The organism is Candidatus Bathyarchaeota archaeon, from assembly GCA_026014745.1.
Classification (GTDB): domain Archaea; phylum Thermoproteota; class Bathyarchaeia; order Bathyarchaeales; family Bathycorpusculaceae; genus Bathycorpusculum.
In genome coordinates, this window is sequence record JAOZHS010000001.1 from 1,129,565 (window position 1) to 1,152,879 (window position 23,315).

The 23,315-nt window shown below is 47.6% G+C and carries 21 protein-coding genes; 13 read left to right on the top strand and 8 right to left on the bottom strand.

Translation table 11 applies throughout. The features are described 5' to 3' along the window. From NWE92_05980 to NWE92_06000, 5 genes are all read left to right on the top strand, one after another. Entirely contained in the window at positions 1-807 is an 807-nt protein-coding gene (locus tag NWE92_05980) for a hypothetical protein (GenBank protein MCW4029179.1), read from the top strand. Continuing rightward, the gene (locus NWE92_05985; protein ID MCW4029180.1) at positions 804-1,007 is read left to right on the top strand and encodes a hypothetical protein; all 204 of its coding nucleotides are present in this window, start codon (positions 804-806) and stop codon (positions 1,005-1,007) included. Before NWE92_05980 ends, NWE92_05985 begins: the two co-directional genes overlap by 4 nt. 140 nt (positions 1,008-1,147) lie before the next feature. After that, the gene (locus NWE92_05990; protein MCW4029181.1) at positions 1,148-1,864 is read left to right on the top strand and encodes a metal-dependent hydrolase; all 717 of its coding nucleotides are present in this window, start codon (positions 1,148-1,150) and stop codon (positions 1,862-1,864) included. 206 nt (positions 1,865-2,070) lie between these two features. Continuing rightward, complete coding sequence (locus tag NWE92_05995; protein ID MCW4029182.1) at positions 2,071-2,967, top strand: 4Fe-4S dicluster domain-containing protein; 897 nt, start codon at positions 2,071-2,073, stop codon at positions 2,965-2,967. Beyond that, positions 2,954-5,389, top strand: a complete 2,436-nt coding sequence (locus NWE92_06000) for a hydrogenase iron-sulfur subunit (protein MCW4029183.1) — start codon at positions 2,954-2,956, stop codon at positions 5,387-5,389. The genes NWE92_05995 and NWE92_06000 overlap by 14 nt, the downstream gene beginning before the upstream one ends. A gap of 112 nt (positions 5,390-5,501) precedes the next feature. On the opposite strand, the gene NWE92_06005 is transcribed toward NWE92_06000, so the two are convergent. Then, on the bottom strand, positions 5,502-5,678 hold the full coding sequence (locus NWE92_06005; GenBank protein ID MCW4029184.1) for a hypothetical protein: 177 nt from the start codon (positions 5,676-5,678) through the stop codon (positions 5,502-5,504). Positions 5,679-5,931: 253 nt separating this feature from the next. Here NWE92_06005 and NWE92_06010 point away from each other — a divergent pair, with 253 nt between their 5' ends. Continuing rightward, positions 5,932-6,078, top strand: a complete 147-nt coding sequence (locus NWE92_06010; protein MCW4029185.1) for a hypothetical protein — start codon at positions 5,932-5,934, stop codon at positions 6,076-6,078. A gap of 696 nt (positions 6,079-6,774) precedes the next feature. Here the strand turns inward: NWE92_06010 and NWE92_06015 are convergent. Beyond that, on the bottom strand, positions 6,775-7,743 hold the full coding sequence (locus NWE92_06015) for a hypothetical protein (GenBank protein MCW4029186.1): 969 nt from the start codon (positions 7,741-7,743) through the stop codon (positions 6,775-6,777). 197 nt (positions 7,744-7,940) lie between these two features. Here NWE92_06015 and NWE92_06020 point away from each other — a divergent pair, with 197 nt between their 5' ends. The 3 genes from NWE92_06020 to NWE92_06030 all read left to right on the top strand — a co-directional run bounded on the left by NWE92_06020 (position 7,941) and on the right by NWE92_06030 (position 11,976). Further along, on the top strand, positions 7,941-8,381 hold the full coding sequence (locus NWE92_06020) for a 30S ribosomal protein S12 (GenBank protein MCW4029187.1): 441 nt from the start codon (positions 7,941-7,943) through the stop codon (positions 8,379-8,381). A gap of 5 nt (positions 8,382-8,386) precedes the next feature. Continuing rightward, a complete protein-coding gene (locus NWE92_06025; GenBank protein ID MCW4029188.1) occupies positions 8,387-8,992 on the top strand; it encodes a 30S ribosomal protein S7 in 606 nt (201 codons plus the stop codon). 119 nt (positions 8,993-9,111) lie between these two features. After that, a complete protein-coding gene (locus tag NWE92_06030; GenBank protein ID MCW4029189.1) occupies positions 9,112-11,976 on the top strand; it encodes a DUF2791 family P-loop domain-containing protein in 2,865 nt (954 codons plus the stop codon). A gap of 12 nt (positions 11,977-11,988) precedes the next feature. Here the strand turns inward: NWE92_06030 and NWE92_06035 are convergent, their stop codons facing one another. The 3 genes from NWE92_06035 to NWE92_06045 all read right to left on the bottom strand — a co-directional run bounded on the left by NWE92_06035 (position 11,989) and on the right by NWE92_06045 (position 14,595). Next, on the bottom strand, positions 11,989-12,723 hold the full coding sequence (locus tag NWE92_06035) for a hypothetical protein (GenBank protein MCW4029190.1): 735 nt from the start codon (positions 12,721-12,723) through the stop codon (positions 11,989-11,991). 56 nt (positions 12,724-12,779) lie between these two features. Beyond that, on the bottom strand, positions 12,780-13,973 hold the full coding sequence (locus tag NWE92_06040; protein ID MCW4029191.1) for a 50S ribosome-binding GTPase: 1,194 nt from the start codon (positions 13,971-13,973) through the stop codon (positions 12,780-12,782). A 133-nt stretch (positions 13,974-14,106) separates the two neighbouring features. Next, positions 14,107-14,595 (bottom strand): hypothetical protein, encoded by a 489-nt coding sequence (locus NWE92_06045; protein ID MCW4029192.1) that lies wholly within the window; start codon positions 14,593-14,595, stop codon positions 14,107-14,109. Between the two features lie 99 nt (positions 14,596-14,694). Between NWE92_06045 and NWE92_06050 the strand changes: the two genes are divergently transcribed. After that, the gene (locus tag NWE92_06050; protein ID MCW4029193.1) at positions 14,695-15,975 is read left to right on the top strand and encodes a PQQ-binding-like beta-propeller repeat protein; all 1,281 of its coding nucleotides are present in this window, start codon (positions 14,695-14,697) and stop codon (positions 15,973-15,975) included. Positions 15,976-16,190: 215 nt separating this feature from the next. Here NWE92_06050 and NWE92_06055 read toward each other — a convergent pair whose 3' ends face one another. Then, a complete protein-coding gene (locus tag NWE92_06055; GenBank protein MCW4029194.1) occupies positions 16,191-16,742 on the bottom strand; it encodes a hypothetical protein in 552 nt (183 codons plus the stop codon). Positions 16,743-16,856: 114 nt separating this feature from the next. Here NWE92_06055 and NWE92_06060 point away from each other — a divergent pair, with 114 nt between their 5' ends. Then, positions 16,857-18,200, top strand: a complete 1,344-nt coding sequence (locus tag NWE92_06060) for a PQQ-like beta-propeller repeat protein (GenBank protein MCW4029195.1) — start codon at positions 16,857-16,859, stop codon at positions 18,198-18,200. Positions 18,201-18,343: 143 nt separating this feature from the next. Here NWE92_06060 and NWE92_06065 read toward each other — a convergent pair whose 3' ends face one another. Then, entirely contained in the window at positions 18,344-18,538 is a 195-nt protein-coding gene (locus NWE92_06065) for a hypothetical protein (protein MCW4029196.1), read from the bottom strand. Positions 18,539-18,732: 194 nt separating this feature from the next. Between NWE92_06065 and pyrB the strand changes: the two genes are divergently transcribed. After that, positions 18,733-19,653, top strand: coding sequence for an aspartate carbamoyltransferase (gene pyrB / locus NWE92_06070; protein MCW4029197.1), 921 nt, complete (start codon positions 18,733-18,735; stop codon positions 19,651-19,653). 49 nt (positions 19,654-19,702) lie between these two features. Further along, the gene (locus tag NWE92_06075; protein MCW4029198.1) at positions 19,703-21,073 is read left to right on the top strand and encodes a PQQ-binding-like beta-propeller repeat protein; all 1,371 of its coding nucleotides are present in this window, start codon (positions 19,703-19,705) and stop codon (positions 21,071-21,073) included. On the opposite strand, the gene NWE92_06080 is transcribed toward NWE92_06075, so the two are convergent. Continuing rightward, on the bottom strand, positions 21,065-23,272 hold the full coding sequence (locus tag NWE92_06080; protein ID MCW4029199.1) for an ArsR family transcriptional regulator: 2,208 nt from the start codon (positions 23,270-23,272) through the stop codon (positions 21,065-21,067). The two genes, NWE92_06075 and NWE92_06080, sit on opposite strands and share 9 nt — an antisense overlap. Between the last annotated feature and the right edge of the window lie 43 nt (positions 23,273-23,315).

A 23,315-nucleotide genomic window follows, 5' to 3' on the forward strand; every position in this document is an offset into this window, starting at 1 on the left:
TTGCAAAAACTCAAACCTATTCGTAAAAAGTCTTCTGCGCTTTTGAGGGCGGCAGGCGTTTTCTTAGTCGCCGGTGCCTTCCTATTTTTGTTTTCCATATTTTTCGAAGTCCAAGTCGCTGCCTTCATTGGGTTAGGCTTGGTTTTTTGGGGCGCGATATTTGCGGCGACTCAAACTAACCGATACGTAGAAACAACTCTTCTTGACTCCACCGCCAAATCCTCCTATGCCACCATGGAACGCGTCATGAATGACCTCAAATTCACTGGACACGCATACTATCTACCCGCATACCCCCAAGACGTCACCATCCCCGAATATCTCAAACCCCTACGAGAACCCGTGGTTTTCATAGCTGAAGACTTCGACGGCAAGCCCTCCGTGGATGAAATAGCAGAGGGCAAATTAATATCAGACAAAACCCAAGGCATATTCATCGCGTCGCCTGGTGCGGGTTTGATGGCGCATCTAGAAAAGCAGCTTCAAATGGATTTTAGCAAGGCAACAATGGATGAACTGATATCGATTCTTCCGCGTAGCTTGACCGATGGATTAAGTTTAGCACGGTCAGTGAACATGACGGTTACGCCGGGCGGCGTGGATTTTAAGGGGTCGGGAATTGTTTATGAAAGCCTCTATCGCCCTGAAGCGCCACTGAAAAGTGTTAGCATCTTAGGTTGCCCTGTTGTAAGTGCAGTCGCAAGCGCCCTTGCCAAAACCAGCGGCAGAACCGTAACCATAACTGACCAGGTTCTATCGCGTGGGGGAACTAAAGTGCGGTTTGAGTTTTTGGGTGAAAAAGCATGATTTTTCCACTCACCATATCTGATTTAAGTTTGTGGCTGGCTGTAACCGCAATCATTTTGCTGGTGACTTCGGAGCTGATTTTTGCTTTGCCTGACACTGCACAGATTGCGCTGGATAAGCGATTGCTACGGGGATGCGCGCTTGGGTGTGGTTTGGCTTTTCTGGTCACGGTGGGTCTAAAAATCATGAACATACCCTAGTACCTGCTGAGTAGCGCAGTTTCGTTTGGTTTTTGTGTGTTCGTTAGTTATTCTTGCAGCTTGAAAGTTGCAGCTAACGCTCACCTAAACTTGACCCTAACTCTACCCTAACGCTTAAATGTGCAGCAACCTCCCTTCTTTTGAAATCTCAAGGGGGAGAACACTGCTTGTATGCCGTTGGACATATGGCCCTTGCGTACCTTTTAGGTAAAAGCGCCGCGAAGGCACTCCACGAAAAAGTCAACGTTCCCATACTTCTGGTTCTTTCGATTCTCCCCGACATCGACATAATCTATGACTTTTTCACTGGCACCGAAATCCATCGTGGCCCCACCCACTCTATAATTTCTATAATCATTATCTTTATTCCCATCTTCATTCTGCTACGCAAAAAAGCAGTCCCCTACTTCTTAGCTATGATCTCCCACCCCATCCTATCAGACTTCATAGCGGGAGGACAACTACAACTACTCTGGCCCATAACTAACCAGGAGTTTGGGCTCCACGAATTAGGCGGACCCTACATCGACATAACCGACCCCGCGAACCTCGCCCTCGAACTATCCTTGTTTGCTGTAGCCACAGTAATTCTATTTGCGTCGGGTGACTGGAAAGTCTTTTTCTCAAACCAAAAAACCAACCTTGTCCTCATCATACCCATCGCCACGGTTCTGTTGCCCAGCACCCTTGGCTACCCCTTCACGATGCCCCTGATTTTGACAAGCCCGATTCTTGCATTAGCCCACCTCTTCTATCTGGTGCTCTTCACCATTGCGGTAGTAAAAGCCTTGATACCCCTAGTCAGGCGCCTGTTTGGGTTGCAAACAAAAAATCCGCCGCCCAAATTGCCCGGGTAGCTTTGTATATTTGTAGTTTAAATAACGGAAGGGGCAGAGTCTGGGGGTAGTCATTTAATGCGCAATTACTCGAGTTTTTTGGTTTTTCTTGTTGATTTTGGGTTTTTCTTTTGGCAAAATTTATAACGAAAACTATGCATTGCTTCACTATTCAATTGTGCGCGTGGACGTTTGTCTGCGTGACGTGATTCCTGGTGAACATGTAGATGCCGTTAAAAACTAGTAAACAAGATGCGGCTGACCTTTTGACCTTGGAATGGGTTCTCCAAGTAAAGGCTTACCGATTAACATTAGATAGACGGCGATGCGTTGGCTGTCAAGTTTGTACTTTGGCCTGCCCCAAAGAAGCAGTCACCACCACCGAAGTGCCCCCCGTGGATGGGAAAGCTCAACATCGCCATGTCGATATTGACCTAAAAAAATGCAACTTCTGCGCCATATGCGACTTAACCTGCCCCTTTGGCGCCATAAAAGTAACCCAAAACGGCGTCCACACCCCCGCGGTGCTCGCCAAAGACAGCTACCCCCAACTCACCCGCGAAATCGAAACCGAAACCACCAAATGCCCCCCCGAATGCACCAAATGCGAAGAAACCTGCCCCCTGCACTTAATCAAAGTCACCAAAACCAGCGACGAACCAGCCAAAACGCAGGTCGCCATCCAAAAAGAAGCTTGTCCCACCTGCACCCTATGCGCGCATGAGTGTCCCGTTTCGACGATTCATGTTAAGAAAACCTTTGAGGGCGCCCTCTCAGTGGACGCTGACAAGTGCCCCAAGGGATGCCACAAATGTGTTGATGTCTGCCCCATCCCGGGCACCCTGACCTTGGGTGAGGATGGAAAAGTCCAAGCAGAATCCGCCACCTGCGTCTTCTGCGGTGCATGTCTAAACGTCTGCCCCCAGCCCGAAGCACTCCATGTCCACCGCAGCCGCATCCACCACGCAGCAATCCACTCAGGTGCATGGAACAAAACCCTTGAAAGACTCACATCCTGCGCGGATGCCGCCAAGGAATTTCGCACTCAAGCTTGCGAAAACCGTAAATTAGCAATCGCGAAACGTCTTCAACTTGAGGGACGCAACAACAATGAGCACACCTAACTCTTCTGAGGCGCCTCGTGTCGGCGTATTCGTTTGTCACTGTGGCTTAAACATAGCAGGCACTGTCGACGTTAAAGCAGTCGCCGACTACGCCCGCAGTTTACCTGACGTTGTTTTCGTTAAAGAAAACCGCTACACCTGTGCTGACCCCGGCCAAGAAGAAATCCGCAAAGCCATCCGCCAAAACAACCTTAACCGCGTCGTCATAGCCGCCTGCAGTCCCCGCATGCATGAACCCACCTTCCGACGAACCGTATCAGAGGCTGGACTAAACCCCTACCTCTACGAGATGGCTAACATCCGAGAATTCGCTTCATGGTGCCACCAAGCTAACCCCGCCGCGGCTACGGAACGCGCCAAAGAAACTGTGCGCATGGCAGTCGCCAAAGTCCGACTCCTCCAACCCCTAAAAACCCTTGAAGTCCCAGTCACCAACAAAGCCCTAATCGTGGGCGGAGGCATCGCAGGGATAAACGCCGCGTTAGACCTCGCTGAGCAGGGCTTTAAAGTTTACATGCTCGAAAACACGCAGAGCATCGGCGGACACATGGCGGCTCTTGACAAGACTTTCCCCACGCTGGACTGCAGCATATGCATCGAAGGCCCAAAGATGGTGGATTGTGCCCGCCATCCCAACATTACCATATTTGCCAACAGCGACCTGATTCGTGTTGATGGCTATGTGGGTAACTTCCGCGTCAAAATCCGCCAAAACCCCCGCTACGTCCTAACCGAGAAATGCACGGGCTGCGGAGAATGCAAAGACGCCTGCCCCATCGAGTACCCCAACGAATGGGACCTTAACTTGGGCACCCGCAAAGCCATATCCGTCCCCTTCGACCAAACCGTCCCCCTCATCTACAGCATCAACCGCGACTACTGTATTGAATGCTTCAAATGCACCGAAGCCTGCGGGGAGCGCCAAGCCATCGACTTCGACCAGCAACCCAAAGAAGTTGACCTCGAAGTAGGCGCCATAGTTGTCTCCACAGGCTTTGACGTGTATGAACCCTACGATATGCCGCTTTTGGGTTACGGCAGGTACCCTAACGTGGTGACAAGCATGGAGTTTGAGCGCCTCATCCTCGCTGCAGGCCCCACGGGCGGCAAAGTGCTTCGCCAATCTGACGGGCAAAAGCCGCATCGCATAGCATTCATCCAATGTGTGGGCAGCCGTGATAAGGCGCATTATCCTTACTGTAGTAACTTCTGCTGCATGTACACGCTCAAACATGTGGTGCAGCTGAAAGAGAAATACAAAGAAGCCATCGAAGTCTACGTATTCTATATGGATATTCGTAGTCCCGGCAAGGGTTATGAGGAGTTCTATGACCGTGCCCGTGAGCGTGGAGTGAACTTTATTCGTGGTCGGGTGAGCCGCATCGAAGAGGACCCCCAAACCCACAACTTAACGGTGCACTCTGAGGAGTCGTTGCTTGGGCAGCCTATCGAGATTCCTGTGGATATGGTGGTGCTTGCAACCGCCGCAGTTCCCAAGAAGGGCAGCGCCGAAGTCGCCCGTATCCTTAACCTCAGTCGCGACGCCAGCGGATTCTTCATGGAAGCACATCCCAAACTCAAACCGCTAGATGCCCCCACAGACGGCATATTCTTCGCAGGTGCATGTGCGGGTCTAAAAGACATCCCCTACAGCGTCTCACAAGGCTCTGGCGCGGCGTCTAGGGCGGCTACGGTTATTAGTAAACCGAAGTGGAAAATCGAACCCATCATCAGCACCATCAACCCCGCTAAATGCATCAAGTGTGGCCTTTGTGTTTCGAAGTGTCCCTACGGCGCCATCCATCAACCTAAGGGTCAAGTTGCCACCGTTGTCACTGCAAGTTGCCATGGCTGTGGTACTTGTGTTGCGGAGTGTCCTCAGCATGCTATTAGCCAGATGCATTTCACGGATGAGCAGATTATGGCGCAGATTCACGCGGCGCTTGCCGATAAGCCTGAAGAGAAGATTATGGCGTTTCTGTGTAACTGGTGCAGCTACGCAGGCGCAGACCTTGCAGGGATTAGCCGCTTTGACTACCCCGCCAACATCCGCGTTGTCCGCGTTATGTGCAGCGGTCGCGTCTCTAACGAATTTATCCTCGAAGCTCTCCGATTGGGCGCGGGTGTGGTTCTTGTGGGCGCCTGCCATTTGCCCTATGACTGCCACTACATCACAGGCAACGTACACATGAAGAGGCGCACTGACGCACTAAAAGGTACTTTGGCAAAGCTGGGTTTGAGTCCTGAACGTTTCCGCGTCGAATACGTGTCTGCCGCTGAAGGCAACCGCTATGCTGACCTCATCAAAGAAATCGACCAACAACGCAAAGCGCTGGGCACAGAGAAGATCCAAGAAGAAACCGCCAAACTCCAACCCTACCTCGAGCGGATGCTTAAACCCAAAACCAAAACCCCCGCTTAACCCCCCTTTTCGTTTTTAACTACTGAATTTCAACATACTAATGAGGCATTTTTCAGCCAATACTGACCTACCCCCTCTTAGAAAAACAGCAGTAAACAAAAAGAAAGAAAAATTATTTTTTTTGTAGTCTAATCAATTCTGTTTTTGAAATCCTTGCTCGCAGCGTTGCATCATGATGTTTCGCGTTGTGCAACGTAACTAGTTCGTCGAGGTCTTCTTTGCCAAACGGCGTTTTAACGGCGAAACCGCACACTGGACAGGTAAACGTTGAAAACTCTACCTTACTCACCCTCTCACCTCCCGCCAAGCAGCCCACCCTTGAATTGATGCGATAGGCAGCATAAATCCCTTTTTAGAGGTGACCTCACAGACTTATCCCTCTTAGGCAGACAGACCCCCCTCTATAGTTTATGCATAGAACCACTAATAGCATCCAAATAGGCTGCAAATAGGTTCGAGGCGGCTCAACCTTCGAATGCTCAGCGTTTAGTCCTAAAAAACAATTAATCCCGCCCCCCACCCATTCTAGATTGGTGACCACCATGCGTGACCGTTACCAAGAAACCCTCCAACACGCAAAAGAGGAACAGCAAAAACTCGAAGCCACCATGCGCAGCCACCCCAACACCCAAGAACACGACGACCAACTCCAAATACAACTACAATGGCTAAACAAACAAGAAAAATAAGGCACACTCGAAACGTTGTTTGAGCTACCTTAAAAAGCAGAAACACTTTCGGAAAGCGATGTAGTTGTTAGGTTACCTTTTATTAAATCAGCTTTGTGTAGCTGTCTGAATAAGAGAAATTAAGCCAGATTTATTGCATAAATTTATATTCAATTAAAAATTATTGGCATTTTATGCCAAAATTTGATCTATTTGGTTTTGGAAATGATGAACCAAAGCGAATCCCTGTAAAACAGAGCATGAAGACAAAGCTTTTGGTCAGGTCTAAAGGGCGTTGCGAACGGTGTCATCGCTCTTTAGAGGGAATTAAACCTCATATCCACCATAAAGACGGTAACCCTAAAAATAACACAATGTCTAATCTGAAAGTTCTCTGTCCTAATTGTCATTCAACTGTGCACGACAAGCCGATTAAGCGACGAAAACCTGCAAATAGTAGCGAAAATCCTTTTTTTGGTCCCAATCCGATTTTTTAATTTTCAAAAATTATTGCTGTTTTTTTCACAAATGATAAATAAAAGAGCTCTTAAAATTAAAACGGGTGAAGAGATTGCCAGTACCTAAAGTTAAAAAGGGCAAATGGGAAAAAGAACGCGAAAGAAATGACGACGGAAGCTGGAGAAAAAAACGTTCAGACGCAGGTAAAAGTCGCTAAAGTTATCATTAGGTAGCTCGTTTTTCAATACCTCTTTTTAGTTACATTTTTGTTCTTTTTAGGATTTTTTGTGTTTGCAGCGTTAGCCATTGTGAGGGTTGCTTTTTTTGTCCGAAGTCCCAGTCTTTCCATGCTTGCCAAACCGATTCGGGCGTGTATCTGCCCTCTTTATCCGCCTTTGACTCCACAATCTCTGCCATTTCTTGTATTCGCGGGTCGCTTCTAAGCCATCGAAACCCTGATAAGACGTCGAGCACGTGGAGTATGTCGTACCATATGTTGGGGGCTTTTAGTTTTCTAAAGTCGGTTCCCATGTAGAATATGTAGGGGTGTTGTTGGCGGCTGTTGCTCCAGAGGTTTAGCAGGCTCTCCGCGCCGTTGAGGGTTTGGTTGCTGTTTTGCCATTTGGGGAACTGTTGGAGGGCTTTTAGGCTGATTAGCGTCGCGTAGGGGCAGGGGTCTTCTTTTCTGCCCGGACCATGAAAACTACCAAGCTCCTTGGATACGGCGCAGGGAAACCCATTATCTCGACCAAGCCCCGCAATGTATGCAGCTGCTTTTTGGACTTGGCTGTTTTGGGTTAAGCCAAACTTTGCCAACGCATACACCAACGTAGGCGCATCGCAAAGCGCCCATCCCCATTCGTCTTTTCCTGAGCCGCCAAAATGCTTCGGCACATTCGTGGGCAACGTGAAGGGTCCTTCTTCGGATTGATGCGCCATAACTTTGCCGATGATTTCGGCGACGCCCGGGTCGTTTTGATTTAAGCCTAAGTCCGCGAGGAAGGCAAGTTTGTGAAAGGGTTGACCTGCACTTTTGTGGCTGCTAATCACGGTTCCGGGCCAATCCTGCAACTCTGCAACTAACGCCACAATTTTTGGGTGCCCCACCATTTTGGTTTTGGCTGCGGCTACTTCTGGGTCGGTTTCTTTTTGGTTTAGCAGGTCAAGGCGGGTTCGATATTCAACCCAAGGCTCCCCCGCCAAAAGCCAATCCATCAATTTCTCCACAAAGACCCCTCAACTCTACATATTTTTTAAACCGTTTTTATGGTTTGCCCCCCTGAAAATGACAGGTAAACCAATACTGGGCGGACGGGGGTTGGCTGATTTTTAGTGCTTCAATTCAAAAAAACCAGTGCTTCTTCGTTCTGTTTATATATTAGTGTTTTAACTATGGTGGTGCATTAAAGAGGAATATCTTAGATATGGGTTCCAAGTCACCAAGAGGCGAATTCGCCGCAAGGCAATTAGCTAAGAAACGGAAGAATTTCCGTTGGCACGATCGTTACTTTAACCGACGCATGCTTATGCTCGACGAAAAAGTTGACCCCATGCAAGGCGCACCCCAAGCACGAGGCATTGTTCTTGAGAAAGTCGGCGTCGAATCCAAACAGCCCAACAGCGCCATCAGAAAATGTGTCCGCACACAACTTATCAAAAACGGCCGCACAATCAGCGCATTCCTCCCCGGCGACGGCGCACTTAACGTTGTCGACGAACACGACGAAGTCGTAGTGGAAGGCATCGGCGGCACCCGCGGCGGCGCCATGGGCGACATTCCCGGTGTCAGATGGAAGGTAGTCAAAGTCAACGGCACCAGCCTAAACGAACTCGTTTATGGCCGTAAACAAAAACCAGCGAGGTAAATGAAATGTCACAAGTTACAGCCCCAGCTCCATCTGTTGCAGCACCTCAAGAAATCAAACTCTTCCAAAAATGGACCTTCAAAGACATCGCAGTCCAAGACATCGGTTTACAACGCTACCTCAATTTAACCCCAATGGTTGCACCCCACAGCATGGGTCGCCATGAACACCAACGATTCCGCAAAGCCAAAGTCAACATCGTCGAACGCCTAATCAACGGCTTCATGCGATCAGGCAAAAACGCAGGCAAAAAAGCCAAAGCCACCAACATCGTAAAAGAAGCATTCGAAATCATCAACGCAAAAACCGGCAAAAACCCCATCGAAGTCCTCGTCAAAGCAGTCGAGAACAGCGCACCCTGTGAAGATACCACACGTATCAGCTACGGTGGTGTTGTCTATCACCTCTCCGTCGACGTTGCTCCACAACGCAGAATCGATTTAGCCATACGCCACATAACAGTAGGCGCACGCGCAGCCAGCATAAACAACCCAAAAAGCATCCAAGAAACACTCGCAGACGAGTTGGTCTTGGCAGCTAACAAAGACATAAAAAGCGCCGGCGTCGCCAAACGCAACGAAATCGAACGCGTCGCGCAAAGCAGCAGATAAACCAATTTTCTTTTCTTCTTTTCATTTTTGTTTTGGTTTGTTTATTCTACACAAGGCTTTTCAAGCTAAGCCCTCCCTATAACCAATAGAGGATCCCGATTATTTGAGGGCTCGACAAGTTGACGCAGAACGTCTTAGCTGATCCAGTCCTAGTAGGTAGAGAACGCGAACTCAGCCAACTCCAGCGTCTTCTAGAGGCTGCTTTAAAGGGCAGGGGAAACACGGTTTTTGTCTCCGGCGAAGCAGGAGCGGGCAAAACCCGTCTTGTCAAAGAATTTTTGGGTCAAGCCAAAAAACAAGGCATAATCACACTATGCGGCTGGTGCCTCAGCAACGCAGCCGTCCCCTACTTCCCGTTTTTTGAAGCCTTCAACGCTTACTTCTCAAAAGACGAAAACCACAAAATAGAAATAAAAAATTGGTTGATGGACCCACCTAAAACCGGGGCAAAATTTGTTACACCGCAAGTTTGGAAGGACCAAACCTTCACCGCCGCTGCAAACACTCTTGCCCAAATCTCAACCAAGCAGCCTCTGATTCTTTTCATCGACGACCTGCAGTGGGCAGACTCCGCCTCATTGGCACTTATCCACTACCTAACCAAAACCGTAAGTACAGAGCCGGTTCTCATCGTCTGCACCTACCGCAGTGAACAGCTCTCTGCAGAATCCGAAGGCAGACCCCACCCCCTCACTGAAACACTAAGACAAATGCGTCGCCAAGATGCAATCACAGAAATCACGCTTCCCAGCCTAACCGAACAAGCCATCAGTCAACTAGCTGAAAACATGCTAGGCGGATGCATCCAGCCACTTCTCGCCCAGCAACTTGCCGAGGAAAGTCAAGGTAACCCTCTCTTCATTGTTGAATCACTGCGCATGCTAAACGAACGCAACGGCTTAACCATGCAAAACGAGGTCTGGCGTCTAACCAGCGACGCCGTAGGAATCCCGCCGAAAATAAAAGACATAATTTTACAACGCCTAAGCGTCCTTTTACGCAGCCAACGAAACCTTCTTGACGTAGCATCCGTTATCGGCGAAAAATTCGACCCTGCCCTCGTAGCCCACGTTTTAGGCGCCGACACTTTTGAAGTAATAAAAACCCTCGATAACATCGCCAAAGACACCTCACTTGTGCGTTGTGAAACCGACCTCTACCGCTTCGACCATGCCCGCACACGCGACGCCATCTATGATGACATTTCTCCTGCACTGCAAAGAGTCTACCACGCAAAAGTCGCTCAAACCCTTGAAGCCACAGAAGACAGCGAAAATATGCCGATAAGCGATTTAGCCTACCAATTTGCCAAAGCAGGCAACAAGCAAAAAGCCATAAAATATTCAATGGCAGATGGACAGAGCGCGCTAGCTAAGTGGAGTAACATCGAAGCTGCTAAACAATTCAGATATGTTGTGGAGGCAGCAGGCGAAGACCCGCAGTATGCTCAAGAAAGATTGGTCGCCCTAGAGGGGCTCGGCGACGCCTACTATGCCGGAGACAACTTTAAACAAGCTGGCGCTGTTTACGAGCAGCTTGCCACAACGAAAAGTGCCGATATCAAACTTCGAGCAATCCGAAAAGCCTCCCATGCAGCCTTCTATCAGGGGGACGTTGCCAAACAAAAGGAACTCTTTGCCAAAGCAACGGGGGTCGTCACCGCTGACCGACTTGAAGCTGCACGTATCACTTATCAAAAGGGTGCGGTCGCAGGTGCAGAGAACGATTGGGTGACAGCTTTTAAGTTGGATTTTGAGGCGTTGCAGGTTTTTGAAGAGGAATATTCGCTGGCTGATGCCGCTCAAATTCTTTTGTGGCTAGGCTATGGCACTTCTATGCTTGGGCAACTGGAACTCGGGGTAGAATCCGCTTTGCGTTCGATTGCACTCTACGATGAAGTGGGGGATGTTCGCTCTGAATTGGAAGCTTTTGCTTATGCTGGAGGAACCTTACAAGCATGCTCACTAAACGATTACGCTAACCGCATGTTTTCTAAAGCGGTTGAGGTCAACGAGCAACACAAAATATGGGATTATATCCGTTTAATCCCCGCTTACGTCTGGTGGTCAATGGGCACGATGAGCGAAGATTTGGCTGGTTCCACTGCCAAGGTTCTAAAAGCCCTTGAATACTGCGACAAAACAGATGCCAGACTCTACTATGGCGCAATCCACGGCGTGCTCATCATAGCGCACGCCTTCGCCAGTGACATCCCTCAAGTTGATCGATACTACGCTAGGCTCATGAGTCTGCCGCCTTATATTCTATCAAACGGGCCCTCTCAAGTTTATCTGGCGCCCATGATGGGCGTGTATCATGCCGCTAAAGGCGACTTTGAGCAATCCACGAAGTACTTCAATCAAATGTTTGAAGTGATTAAAGCTACTTTTCCCAATCCCTTCTTAGAGGCAAGCACAAGGCAACTGTACGCGTGGGCTCTTGGCAAGGCAGGAAAAGCTGAGGACGCTCAGACTCAGTTAAATAAAGCTCAAAAGGTAATCGAGGCAGCGCACGAGCGATTCAGTCATGTGAATGTTCATGCAAACCTAATGACGCTCTCGACGCCCCCCGTTAATGAAGCGTTTCCTGTTAGAATAGACTTGGTTAACGTGTCTTCCAGTGAAGGCTCGATAGTAAAGGTGGATGGGTTATTTACATCGGGACTTGAATTGATGGATGTGCCAATTGATTGGCAAATTGAAGATGGCGTGTTAACTTTTATAGATAATAAAATAAGCGCCTTCCAAGTGAAAACAATTAAATTAACAATGAAAGCTCCACAAATCGGCATGCAAATCACTCTAAAACCGCAAGTTACCTACCAAGACGAACTTGGGCAATTGAAAACTTGCAGTCCAAGACCAATCACACTAACCCTTCAAGAGCCAAGCAAGGTTTCCCAAATCATCAGACCCGACTCAGATGTCTCAGGTGAAGGGGAAGCAGAGATTGATATTCTTAAAAGGTTTGGTTTACCCCGCTAAAGCCTAACAGGTTTACTGTTTTCCCTGAGCTGAGACATAATCAAAGAAAGCCAAAGTGTTCTTGTATTTCTGTGCCGCTGCCACGCTGATTGGACGGTTAGCAAACGCGTCAAGAATTAGCCCTCTCGCCGTAAGTTGTTTCTGGCTAACCTGAGGGTCTTTGTGTGCAAATCTTGGCCAAGCTAATGACCATTCACTTTTCTGCGTTTCGCCCTTGGACGGTATGTCATATTTTATGAACCATTTTGAGATGTCGGCTTTTTGGTCTTCTAGTCTTGAGAGTCCAAAGGAGGCGCTGGGCGCTGCAGATACACCCATCCATTCGGGTTGGGTATACCATTCAGCGGCTTCATCTATGGCTGGTCCAATTATGAGCGTGTTGGATTGAAAGAATTTACCAATGGCGATGACGCCTCTAAAGTAGATGCCTTTGATTAATGCAAAGAAGAACGTGTCTGAAATAATCTTGGCTAATAGGGGAACGTGCGCGGCAGGATCATCTATACACTTCAGAGTTATTATGACGGTGTCCGAGAAAGCAGCGATGTTGTAGTCCAAGCATTCAGCGGTGCTGCCTATGTTTCCCACTTTAGGCGACTTTCTTATGGACTCATTGAGCCGTTTAAGCACATCTTCCCATGAAGCAATCACGCTCTCTGGTTCGGCTCGTGCCCAGATGCCTTTGACTCCCAAAGCATCAAGAAAAACAACGACTCCTTCCTGCATCCGCGTCTCTTTCTTAGCCATTTCCATCGCTAAAAGCAATAGCTGTGAGTTGCCACATAAGCCTTTGCATAAGAGGTTTACGTTTTTGTTCTTATGTGAATTTCTATGATGTCGCCATCATCAAGTACGAAGTTCAAACCGACTTTTTTGGGGCTAAAGGGTAGCCTTTTCGCCCAAACCATTGCAAACAAAAAATTCGAGACCAGCTCTTTGTGGATGTTTTTGGCTAATTCGTTGACGGTGGCGCCTTTGTGTAGGGCGAATGGGCGGGGGCTATGGGTTTTGCTTCCGGGTTCTTTAGTGTAGATGCGGATGATGCCTAACGTGTCAAAAAGTGCGCGACCCAACTCTTGTATGCCTGTTTTCTGTTCACAAGACATCGCCACAATGGGGAGACGCCCGTTCACGTGCCGTTTGAGCGTCGCTAGGTTTGCCGCTGCGCCTTTGATGTCTAATTTGTTAGCCACAATCACCGCGGGTTTATAGATGGTGTTCTCGTAAATCGCGTCTTCCACGTCATTTAAGGAGATGTCGCCGCTTATGCGTACAATGGCGTCGTTTATGCGGTAACTTCGCAATAGCTCCTCCACATCACGCATGCTACAATCCAGCAGCCGCCCAACCACGATGATTCGCATCCTCGAACCCGCAGGTCGCCGCTCAATTTCAACGCGCCCGCCAGTAGGCTTAGTTACCAAAACACGGGTCTTCTCCAACTCCGCCAAAATCAACTCCAACTGTTCCACAGGGTTTCCCGAGAGGTCCAGCATCAAAATTACGCCGTCAGCGTTACGTGCCAGCCCAAGGGTGACGTTGCCACCTGCTTTGCCTTCTGCCGCGCCTTCCATAACTGCTGGGGCTTCCACCATCTGGAATTGCACGTCAAGGTAACTCATGATGCCTGGTACGGGTTCATGGGTACTAAAAGGCGTGGGAGTGACGACGACTTTGGAGTTGGTGGTGGCGTTCATGAGGCAGCTTTTACCAACGTTAGTCATGCCAACAATTGCGACTTGTGCGGTGGCGCCTTTCTCTATGAAGAGTTTGGGTCCGCCGCTGCTTTTGCCAGTGCCTTTGCGTTTTTTGTCCTCAAGATCCATTTTTATGATGGCGATTTTGCGTTTGATTTCGCCGCGGAGCTTTAGAGTGCCTTTATGTTGAGGCACATACTTTAAGAACTCTATCATCGCCTCCATTTTTTCGCGAGGCGAGTGGGCTGCTTCTACTTCTTCCCACTTGTCGAGTGCTTCTGGCGGCAGATTAGTCGGCATAATTTAACTTCGCCTTACCATAACGCAAAATCAGCTTTAAGACGTTTTCTAAAACTAAGCAGAAAAAACCCAAAAAACCACACAAAAAGACAAAAATCCAAAAGAACGTCCACTGCAAAACACGCCCAAAAAACTATTTTTCTCGTTTACGATTGTAGACAAGGATGTTAACCCCTGTCATGATTATGGCTACTGTTATCACTAAACCGATTAAAACTATAGGGTTAATGCCTAAGATTGGTGGTGCGCTTATTGTATATGCGTAGTCAATGTAATCGCCAAAGGGGTTATCGTTTCCAATATCAATGAAATATTGGCCGTTGACAGTGGCGGTAAATACAAAGGTTCCCTGATTTCCTTCACTTGTGCGAGAACCTATTTCGTTGCCATTAGGGTCGCCAATGAGAAACCATGCCCCATTTGTGTCGCCAGTGTAGTTTAGCCATCCATTGACGGTTTGTCCGCTTTTTAGGTCAAAGGTTATGCTCTTAGACGCAGTTATCCAATCTATCCTTTGATGATTTTTGCTGACTGTACTATCCTGAGATAAAAACGATAGAGGCAAGATGATGGCTATTACAGAGAGGATAATGATGGCTTGGTAGGTTGCTTGTTTGTTCATTTGACGTCTAGGTTGCTATTGGAGTTGTCTGCTTAAATGATTTACCGCATGCTGATTTCTAACTAAGTAAGGCGTAGGCAACCACGTTGTGGCTGTCTTTTGCAAAAAATTATAACCGCAGCACCCAATATTTCATCGATCACCCCTATGCGCAGTAGAAGAGTTGCCGCTACCTTACTTGTAGTATACTTGTTTCTCGGTGTGTTTGTTCAGTTAGCAAACTCAGCTGCTGAACCCACTTCTTCAAACGATGACTGGTCAATGTTCCATCATGATCCAGCACACACTGGCTTCACGAATAGTTCCGCACCCACTTCCATTCCTAAAGAACTTTGGAGTACGGGACCAATGGCTGCTTATTTAACGTCACCTGCAATAGTAAACGGTATCGTATACATGACTGGCTATTCTTTAATCGCTTTTGATGCATCCACAGGGGAAATTGTCTGGCAACAGCGCGAAAAAGGCGGTTCACAACTAATTGTTGAAAATGGTATAGTTTACACGGGATTAGGTGCATTCAATGCTACTAATGGCGCTGAAATATGGGGTTTTCAGGGTGGTTCAATAGTTGCCGTTACAAATGGCCTCTATTACACAGTAACTGACAATTATTCAATTATTAGTCGAGATGGTTATACTGGCGAGCTACTGTGGGAGCACGGTCAGTTAGGTTGCCCATCAGGTATTGCGGTCGAGAACGGGGTATTATATTTTGGAACTAGTTCCCACTTTTTTGCTCTCGATGCTTACAACGGCAGTACTGTGTGGGAAACTCAAAAAGGCATTATACAAGAATCTTCTCCTGCTGTTTCAGACGGATATGTGTATTTCAGTGGAGCCTTTAACGGGACCACAACGGACTATAATTTATTCTACTGTCTAGATGCGTTTACGGGCAGAGAAGTGTGGTGTTCAAAGGTGTACATTGGCTCGTCTCCCGCTGTTGCAGGTGGTCGCGTTTTTGTCGGTGGAAGAGATGGGCAGTTCTTTGCTTTTAATGCCACAGATGGTTCCAAAATTTGGAACTACTCTGTATTTTCTATGCCTGTAGGCCATGGTTTTGAGTCTTCCCCTGCTGTTACTAGTGACGCCGTATACGTTGGTGCCGACGATGGCTATCTATATGCATTTAATGCCTCAGATGGAAATAAACTGTGGAGTTATAAAGTGGGTGATAAACAGCATTTACAGTGTTCTCCTGCTATAGCTAATGGGCGAATCTACATGGGTTCTGAGGAGAATTTCTTGGTAGTCCTTGAACCTTGCGAAGTATGCTTTGATGTTACCTTTTTAGAGATTTCACTAATCATTTTGGTGGTTCTTATAGGGATTGCATTAGCTATAATTTCCTATAACAAACTCTTGAAAGCCAATTGATTACTCGTGTGCCTTTTAACTAAGGTCTAAATTTTAGCTCACAGAAATTGGCTCATAAAAAATACTGACTGGTACAATGAAAAAATGTGCCGAGTAACCATCCATACGAAGCTACAAATGCCAAAAATGCGCAACAACCATCCCCAACCCCGAATACGGCGACCCCTAAAAAGGAAGATGCCCTTTTTCTTTTTTTGTCTGCTATCGCCGTTTTTTTACTGAATTGATTGTTTCCCCTTATGTCTTGTTAGGATTATTGCTAAGACGAAGATAATAACTGCTAATACAGCGCTTACTGTTATTACCATGCTCATCAGGCCTGTTGGGTTAAATCCAAAAATGGTCGGCGTACTAATGGAATACTCGTAATCGATGAGATGAGGCATAAAATCATCGCTTGAGATATAGAGGGAGTATTGTCCGTTGGTGTCTGCTATAAAGAAAAAGCTTGCGTTATTTTTATTGTATTCATAATCAGTCGGACTAGAAATCATGGAGTCGCCCGCAGGATCAATAATTTCACAGTAAGTATGATTGTAACCATTAATAACATAAGACCCGTTGACGGCTTGGCCACTCTGAAGATCAAAAATTAGATATTTCACGCCACTCCCCGTATTAATATTCTGATTAAACTTGGTCGCTGAGGTAGTAACTGAATACTGCACAGCAGATTCCAAAGATAACACAATAACTGCTGTAGAGATTATTATGATGATTTCGAGGGCAATCAATTTCTTCAGCACACAACCCCCATTTCCTTTCACTGTTAGCTCCCTGTCAAGCTATCCGCAGGTCTTTTCTTATATGATTTTGGCTTTCTTGAAAGCGTAGAAATAGCTCTAACTAAGTAAGGCGTAGGCAACCACGTTTGGCTGTTTTTGCAAAAAATTATAACCGCAGCACCCAATATTTCATCGATCACCCCTATGCGCAGTAGAAGAGTTGCCGCTACCTTACTTGTAGTATACTTGTTTCTCGGTGTGTTTGTTCAGTTAGCAAACTCAGCTGCTGAACCCACTTCCGAAACTTCAAACGATGACTGGCCGATGCTCCGACATGATCCCGCCCATACGGGTCACTCTCCAAAAACTTTAAACATTAGCTTGAATGTCGCCTGGACATACAAACCTAGCATATCTTATGGCTTCTACCATCGAGTACCAGCAGTCGCCAATGGTTATCTCTACATAACTGACGACAATTATCTTTATTGCATTGATGCTTCAACTGGAAACCCTCATTGGATACAAAATTTGACGATACAAGGTCCAATTACTCAGGAGGAATTTTCAACTGCTGTCTATGATGGTTATGTCTACACTGATAACGCAGCCTATGATGCTTTGACAGGGAAACTAGTTTTTACATTTCCAGTGCAAGCATCCACCTCACCCACAGTAACTGATGGCGCTATTTACATGGGCTCCAAAAATGGTGGTGTTATCGCTCTTAATGCCACGACCGGCGGTGTTTTATGGGACACGAAGGGCGAACTACTTGAATCCTCGCCAGCCGTTTCAAATGGCGCTGTTTATTATTCCTATGGAAACCCTTGGCGGCAAAGCGGAGAAAGCTATGCAGTAGCTGCCCTAACTGGGAAAGAAATATGGCACAACTCGGCAGTAGGTGGACTCTACGCACATGTAGCGGTAGCCAATGGGTATGTATATATTAACGGATTTAGCGGTCTGTTCTATTGCTTGAATGCAACGAGTGGAGCAACTGTTTGGAGCTATCCCGCTTACGCTGGCTGGCATTCTAATTCCCCCGCAGTAACGAACGAATATGTTTATGCTGGACCGCACATTTTCAACGCATCAACTGGAACTCTGCTTTATAACAATTCGATATTGACTGGTTCCGCTCCAGCCGTTACAAGCGAAAGCCTCTACGTCGGTTACTATAATAGCACCAATTCCGGAATGACGCCATATGTGCAAAAACTGTATACATTAAGTGGTTTTGGCGAAGGCATAACGAGCTATAAATTTCCCGGTGAATATGAATATGATACCTATTCTTCTCCAGTGATTGCCAATAGTATGGTTTACATTTGTGCCATCGGAAGCAATGAGATTTATGCTTTTGGCAACCCTGCGTCAATTGATGGTATTATCCTTTTCCCGAATCTATTTAGTGCTGTATTAATTATCGGAATTACCCTTATCGCTGTAGTGATAACTGCTTATTTATTTAGATTAAGAAAGCTCAGAAGAGCATAGCAGAGTGTTTGTTTCTGAGACTTTGAGTGTTTCTTTAATTTTACGAGAACTTGTAGCATAGAACGCTGATTTGAAGGCTAAACTTGCGGAGGCACAACAACCCTGAATGGTGTAGAAGCATTTTTGCTTCTTTTTCTTTTGATTTATGTTGGGGTTCGGCTTTTGGCGCAGTAAAAGTTGCCGTTTAGCCTGATGAAGGCGGGGCATTTGCCGTCGTAGCAGTGGTCTAGCCATTGGCAGGGTTGGCGGACTTCGTGGACGCGTGGCATGTAGCCGCGGGCGTCAAAATTTTGTTTGGGGATTTCTCGTTTAGAAATTTGTTTTAAAATTGTATCCATGCTTGTTTCCATTTTTACTGCTCCTTTCAAAACCAGTCCTGAATTTATGTGACTATGCGTGCCTGATGCATATTAAAATGTGTTACAGTCGTTGTACAACAACAAAAACATATAAGCACTAATCTGCAAAACCAAAAAGCCACCCCACACAAATGTTATTTACCCCTAACACGTCATCATGTTTGGTGCACAACTTGACCTTTAAAGGCAGAGACATCGTATCCATCGCGGACTTCACAAGAGCCGAAATCAACCACATCCTCGACGTCACCGCCTCCATGGAGCCCCTTGCAAAAAACGGCTCCGACATCCTCAAAGGCAAAATCCTCGCCACCCTCTTCTACGAACCCAGCACCCGCACACGCCTAAGCTTCGAGGCAGCCATGCTAAAACTCGGCGGCAGCAACATAGGATTCGCAGACGCCGACATCGCCTCAGTCAAGAAAGGCGAAACCCTCGCAGACACCGTCCGCGTTGTCGAAAACTACGCCGACGTAATCGCGTTGCGCCACAGCCTCGAGGGCTCCGCAAAATTATCCGCAGAATTCAGCAAAGTCCCCCTCATCAATGGCGGCAGCGGGGCAGAAGAACACCCAACCCAAGCCCTCACCGACCTCTACACAATCCAAAAAGAAAAAGGAACCATAGACGGATTAAAAATCGCCATAATCGGCGACCTCCGCTACGGCAGAACCGTCCACTCACTTGCCTACGCGCTGGCGCTCTACAACATCGAACTCTTCCTCATCGCGCCCGAATCGTTGCGGATGCGCAAAGACGTTCTGGAAACTATAAAAAACAAAATCCCTGTCGCCGAAGGCACCAACCTTGACGCTATCCTGCCCCAAGTCGACGTTCTCTACGTGACCCGTATCCAAAAAGAACGCTTCCCCGACGCCTCTGAATACCTAAAAGTCAAAGGCGCCTACAAAATCGACCTCAAAACCCTACAAGGCGCCAAAAAAGACCTCATCGTACTCCACCCGCTGCCTCGTGTGGATGAAATTGCCCCCGAAGTGGATGCCACACCGCAGGCGAAATATTTCCAGCAGGTGCACAATGGTATCGTTGTGCGCATGGCGCTCCTTAGTCTCGTATTGGGTGCGGTCCAGTAATCGGCGGGTTTGCGTAAATTAAATATCTTTTGCGTGCTTAGGCAACACTATGGCAAAGGTTAACTGGGCAGTGTTGTTTTTGGTTGTGTTTCTAATAACGCCGCTGTTATCTGCTGCTTGTGGGCAGTTGGGAGCACAAACCTTTGCTTCAAATGATGATTGGCCGATGTTTCGACATGACTCTACCCATACAGGTGCCGTAACAAATTCCTCCCTCATTGTGCCAAATGAGCTGTGGCGTTTTGCTGAAGGCACATCAAATAACATCTTTATTAGTTCATCTGCATCCGTCGTCAACGGCATAGTTTACATTGGGTCAAACTACAATGCAGTTAACCATAGAGGGGGCAGCATTTACGCGTTGGATGCTTATACTGGAGTTAAAATCTGGGATTTCTCAACTAATGGGTCCATATATTCATCCCCCGCGGTATGGAACAATATTTTGTTCGTTGGGGGTGCAGAGAGTAATTTCTATGCATTAAACGCGTTAACTGGCGCTAAACTATGGAGCACTAAGGTGTTTGCGTCTTATTCTTCACCATGTGTTGTTGACGGAGTGGTTTATGTTGGCTCAATTGATGGTAACGTTTATGCTTTTGATGCTTGCAGTGGGGAAAAAATTTGGAATTACACAACGGGGGATTCGGTTGGGTCCTCGCCTGCCCTCCACGGAGGCGTTGTTTATGTGGGTTCAAATGACCACAACGTTTATGCCCTTGATGCGAAGGATGGTAGCAAAATTTGGAACTTTTCAACTGGTGGTATAGTTCATTCTTCGCCTGCTGTTAGTGGCGGAGTGGTTTATGTTGGTTCTGGGGACAGCACCCTTTACGCTCTAGATAGCTCTACGGGGACAAAATTATGGAGTTATCCGTATAAGACACACGTAAGGGATGTAAGCGGCATTCAGGCTTCCCCCGCGGTGGCAGATGGTTTTGTATTTTTTGTTGCGTCTGACCATGTGTTCTATGCACTTAATGCGGCTACGGGTTCACAGGTTTGGAACGTCACAAAACTTTCTGTGGATGTTTCTTCTCCGGTTGTTGCTGACGGCCTTGTTTATGTTTGTGTTCCCCGAGGGTTTCTTGCATTTAACGCTTCGACTGGCGCGACAATACAGACATACGTCCTCAAGGATATCGCGAACGCAAAAATAATTGATGGTCACTGGCAAGTCATTACGGGGTATGGCTTGATTAAATCATCACCTACCATAAGTAACGGTGTCATATACTTCACCTCGGAAAATGGGAACCTCTACGCAATAGGCGAACCAATAATCCAGCCTTCAACTGACCAAGTGATTTCAGGCTTGGATAACTATGTTATCTGGATTATTCTTGCTGCCCTTACCTTGGGGATTAGCATTGTGATTACAATCTTTGTACGTAACCGAAAAGCCAAACATTCAGGTTGATGTGAAGCGGTCAAATGTCGTCAGGGTGCTCATGGACCCGCAGCTTGGGCATTTATGCAGGGTGCCGGGATAGTTTTTGCGGCAGTTCTCACAGAAACTCACCACACGGTTGTAAGTGAAGAATTCGATGGGGGTTTCTTGGAGTTGTTTGGTGAGTTCAAATAATGCGTCGGCTTTGATTTCACCTTCCAGCTCGAAGACGTCAAGGCTGCCCCCATTATAGAGGCCCTTTTGGACTCGCGCCATCTCCACAAGCCCGCTGGGCAACCGTAAGGGTTCGTTTTGTTGGATTTTGATTCTTTTGATGGTCGAGTAGAAGGGTTTTTCACGTGTGCCCGAAAACTTGACCTTAGCCACTCCATAACGTTCCATATCAAGTTGGGCGAGCCGTTCCGAGGCTTCGCGGTCGCCGAGGACCACTGTGTAGAGGCGTTTGCCGTATTTTCTGCCCATTTTCTGCTTCGACGCCAACAGAGTCGCGATGACTTCTTGGGCAAACTGGTTAGCCTCAGCTGACCCTATGGGTTTCTCAGTGAAGGCTTCGATTGCTTCTTTGAAGCCCGCTAAATCCACGATACGGCTACAGTTTTCCAATCGGAAGTAGGTGTCGCCGCTGCTTTTCTGAAGCAGAAACGGCAAGCTGTTTTTGCCGAATTGTTTGAGCGCATTATTTTTAATGCTCAACGCCCGCGCCGCGAGTTCGAAACGTTCGCGCAGTAAATCCATGAATTTGTTGAGGTCACGCTCCGATTCCAATACGAGGCGGGGTAAGTTTATGGTTACGCAGCCTAAGCTGCCTGTTCGCAATGTGTCGGTTTCCCAGTCGCCCGTGAGTTCGCCGCTGAATTTGACTCCTGAACCCGAAAACGCCGCGTTCTCCGTGTCCTTTTTGGTGAGGTTCGCGAAGTAGAGTAAGCCGCTTTTAGCCGCGATATTGTGAGCTTTTAGGAGCAGGGCTTTGGCGCGTTCATCGGTTTGGAGGGGTTTGTTGATTTTTATTACGATTTTGGGGTTAAGAAGCGGTTTTAGGTCGCTTTCTTCGTTGATGACGTCAAGGATTAGGCTCGCTACAAGCTGGCTTTCCTGTTGATAATCGCCATATTTGCCTGCGGCTTTGCCCTGTGCGCCTATAGCTTCCTTTTGAGCCGCCGAAGATGACATAGCCAGTTCCAGACCTAACGTGGCTTCAACATGCTGGTTGAGGTCAAAGAGGAACAGTCGCAGGTTCTCTTTGAGGCTGGCGACATCGTTGCCCCGCACAAACGGCGCGAGTGCCACATTGAAATAGTTGAAGGTTTGAGTGCGGCTGGTTTCTTTACTGGAATGCAACAGCACATTGAATACAATGTCTAAGGCGGCTTTGAAGCTGACCGGCGGCTCCATCGCTGCTTGGGTGGGGTCGTCAACGTGTATACCATGCTGGAAGAAGTATCGGATGTCATGGACAACCTCGTTGGGTTTAAGCAGCCATGTGCCCAAGGAGTTAATGTGTATCGCGCCGGATAGGTGGGCGTCGGCGATGTCGCGTGGAAAAATGTTTAGCAGAGTATATTCGCCCAGCACGGTTTGCCCCGCCCGATATATGGTGGACGCGGACTCTAAGAGGTCCTTGTTTTCGATGAGGATGGTGACTTCGTGGATAGGCATGCCGACACGGGTAAGTTTGTGACGGTAATCCTCATAGCCCTTCTCAACGAGGATGCTGTTAACGACTTCGCGGATAAGCGGGGCAGTTAAGTATTTGGTTTTGGATTTTACAAGGCGCTTCTCAGCTTCTTTAGCGGCTTTCTGCGCTAGTTCAGGCGGCACCTTGGCTTCTCTTATGAGGTTGTTGGCGATTTTGTTGGCGTCAAACTCTTCCACAGTCAAATGAGAAGTGCGCACCATCATGCCGCGTGGTTTGACTGCTTTTTTCTCGACACGGTCGGCGACGTCTAGCACCATTTTGCCTAGGTCTGTTAGGAAGTATTTTTTTGCCTCGACATCGGCTTCGACGAGGTCGGCTTTAAGGAGATATTTGAGGTGGTAGGCGAAGCGTCCAGCGTCGCGGCTGGGATTCATTTTAAGCTGATTCATAAGTTCCGTGTAGGAGAGTGCGTTGCTGTCAAAGAGCAAGTTGAGGATTTGTAGCCGCAGGGGTGATGATACGGCTTTGAGTACTTTTACGCCTCGACTGCGCATTGGCTGCTGATTAACCATCCCTGCTCTATCTCTCCTTACCCAGCTTTTTGTCGGGGCTACC

Bases quoted from the DNA above. Each gene is read 5' to 3' on its own strand.
- NWE92_05995 (MCW4029182.1), top strand. From the start codon at position 2,071: ATGCCGTTAAAAACTAGTAAACAAGATGCGGCTGACCTTTTGACCTTG.
- NWE92_06040 (MCW4029191.1), bottom strand. From the start codon at position 13,973: ATGCCGACTAATCTGCCGCCAGAAGCACTCGACAAGTGGGAAGAAGTA.
- NWE92_06080 (MCW4029199.1), bottom strand. From the start codon at position 23,272: ATGGTTAATCAGCAGCCAATGCGCAGTCGAGGCGTAAAAGTACTCAAA.
- NWE92_06025 (MCW4029188.1), top strand. From the start codon at position 8,387: ATGTCACAAGTTACAGCCCCAGCTCCATCTGTTGCAGCACCTCAAGAA.
- NWE92_06020 (MCW4029187.1), top strand. From the start codon at position 7,941: ATGGGTTCCAAGTCACCAAGAGGCGAATTCGCCGCAAGGCAATTAGCT.
- NWE92_05985 (MCW4029180.1), top strand. From the start codon at position 804: ATGATTTTTCCACTCACCATATCTGATTTAAGTTTGTGGCTGGCTGTA.
- NWE92_06065 (MCW4029196.1), bottom strand. From the start codon at position 18,538: ATGGATACAATTTTAAAACAAATTTCTAAACGAGAAATCCCCAAACAA.
- NWE92_06000 (MCW4029183.1), top strand. From the start codon at position 2,954: ATGAGCACACCTAACTCTTCTGAGGCGCCTCGTGTCGGCGTATTCGTT.
- NWE92_06045 (MCW4029192.1), bottom strand. From the start codon at position 14,595: ATGAACAAACAAGCAACCTACCAAGCCATCATTATCCTCTCTGTAATA.
- NWE92_06075 (MCW4029198.1), top strand. From the start codon at position 19,703: ATGGCAAAGGTTAACTGGGCAGTGTTGTTTTTGGTTGTGTTTCTAATA.
- NWE92_06010 (MCW4029185.1), top strand. From the start codon at position 5,932: ATGCGTGACCGTTACCAAGAAACCCTCCAACACGCAAAAGAGGAACAG.
- NWE92_06035 (MCW4029190.1), bottom strand. From the start codon at position 12,723: ATGGCTAAGAAAGAGACGCGGATGCAGGAAGGAGTCGTTGTTTTTCTT.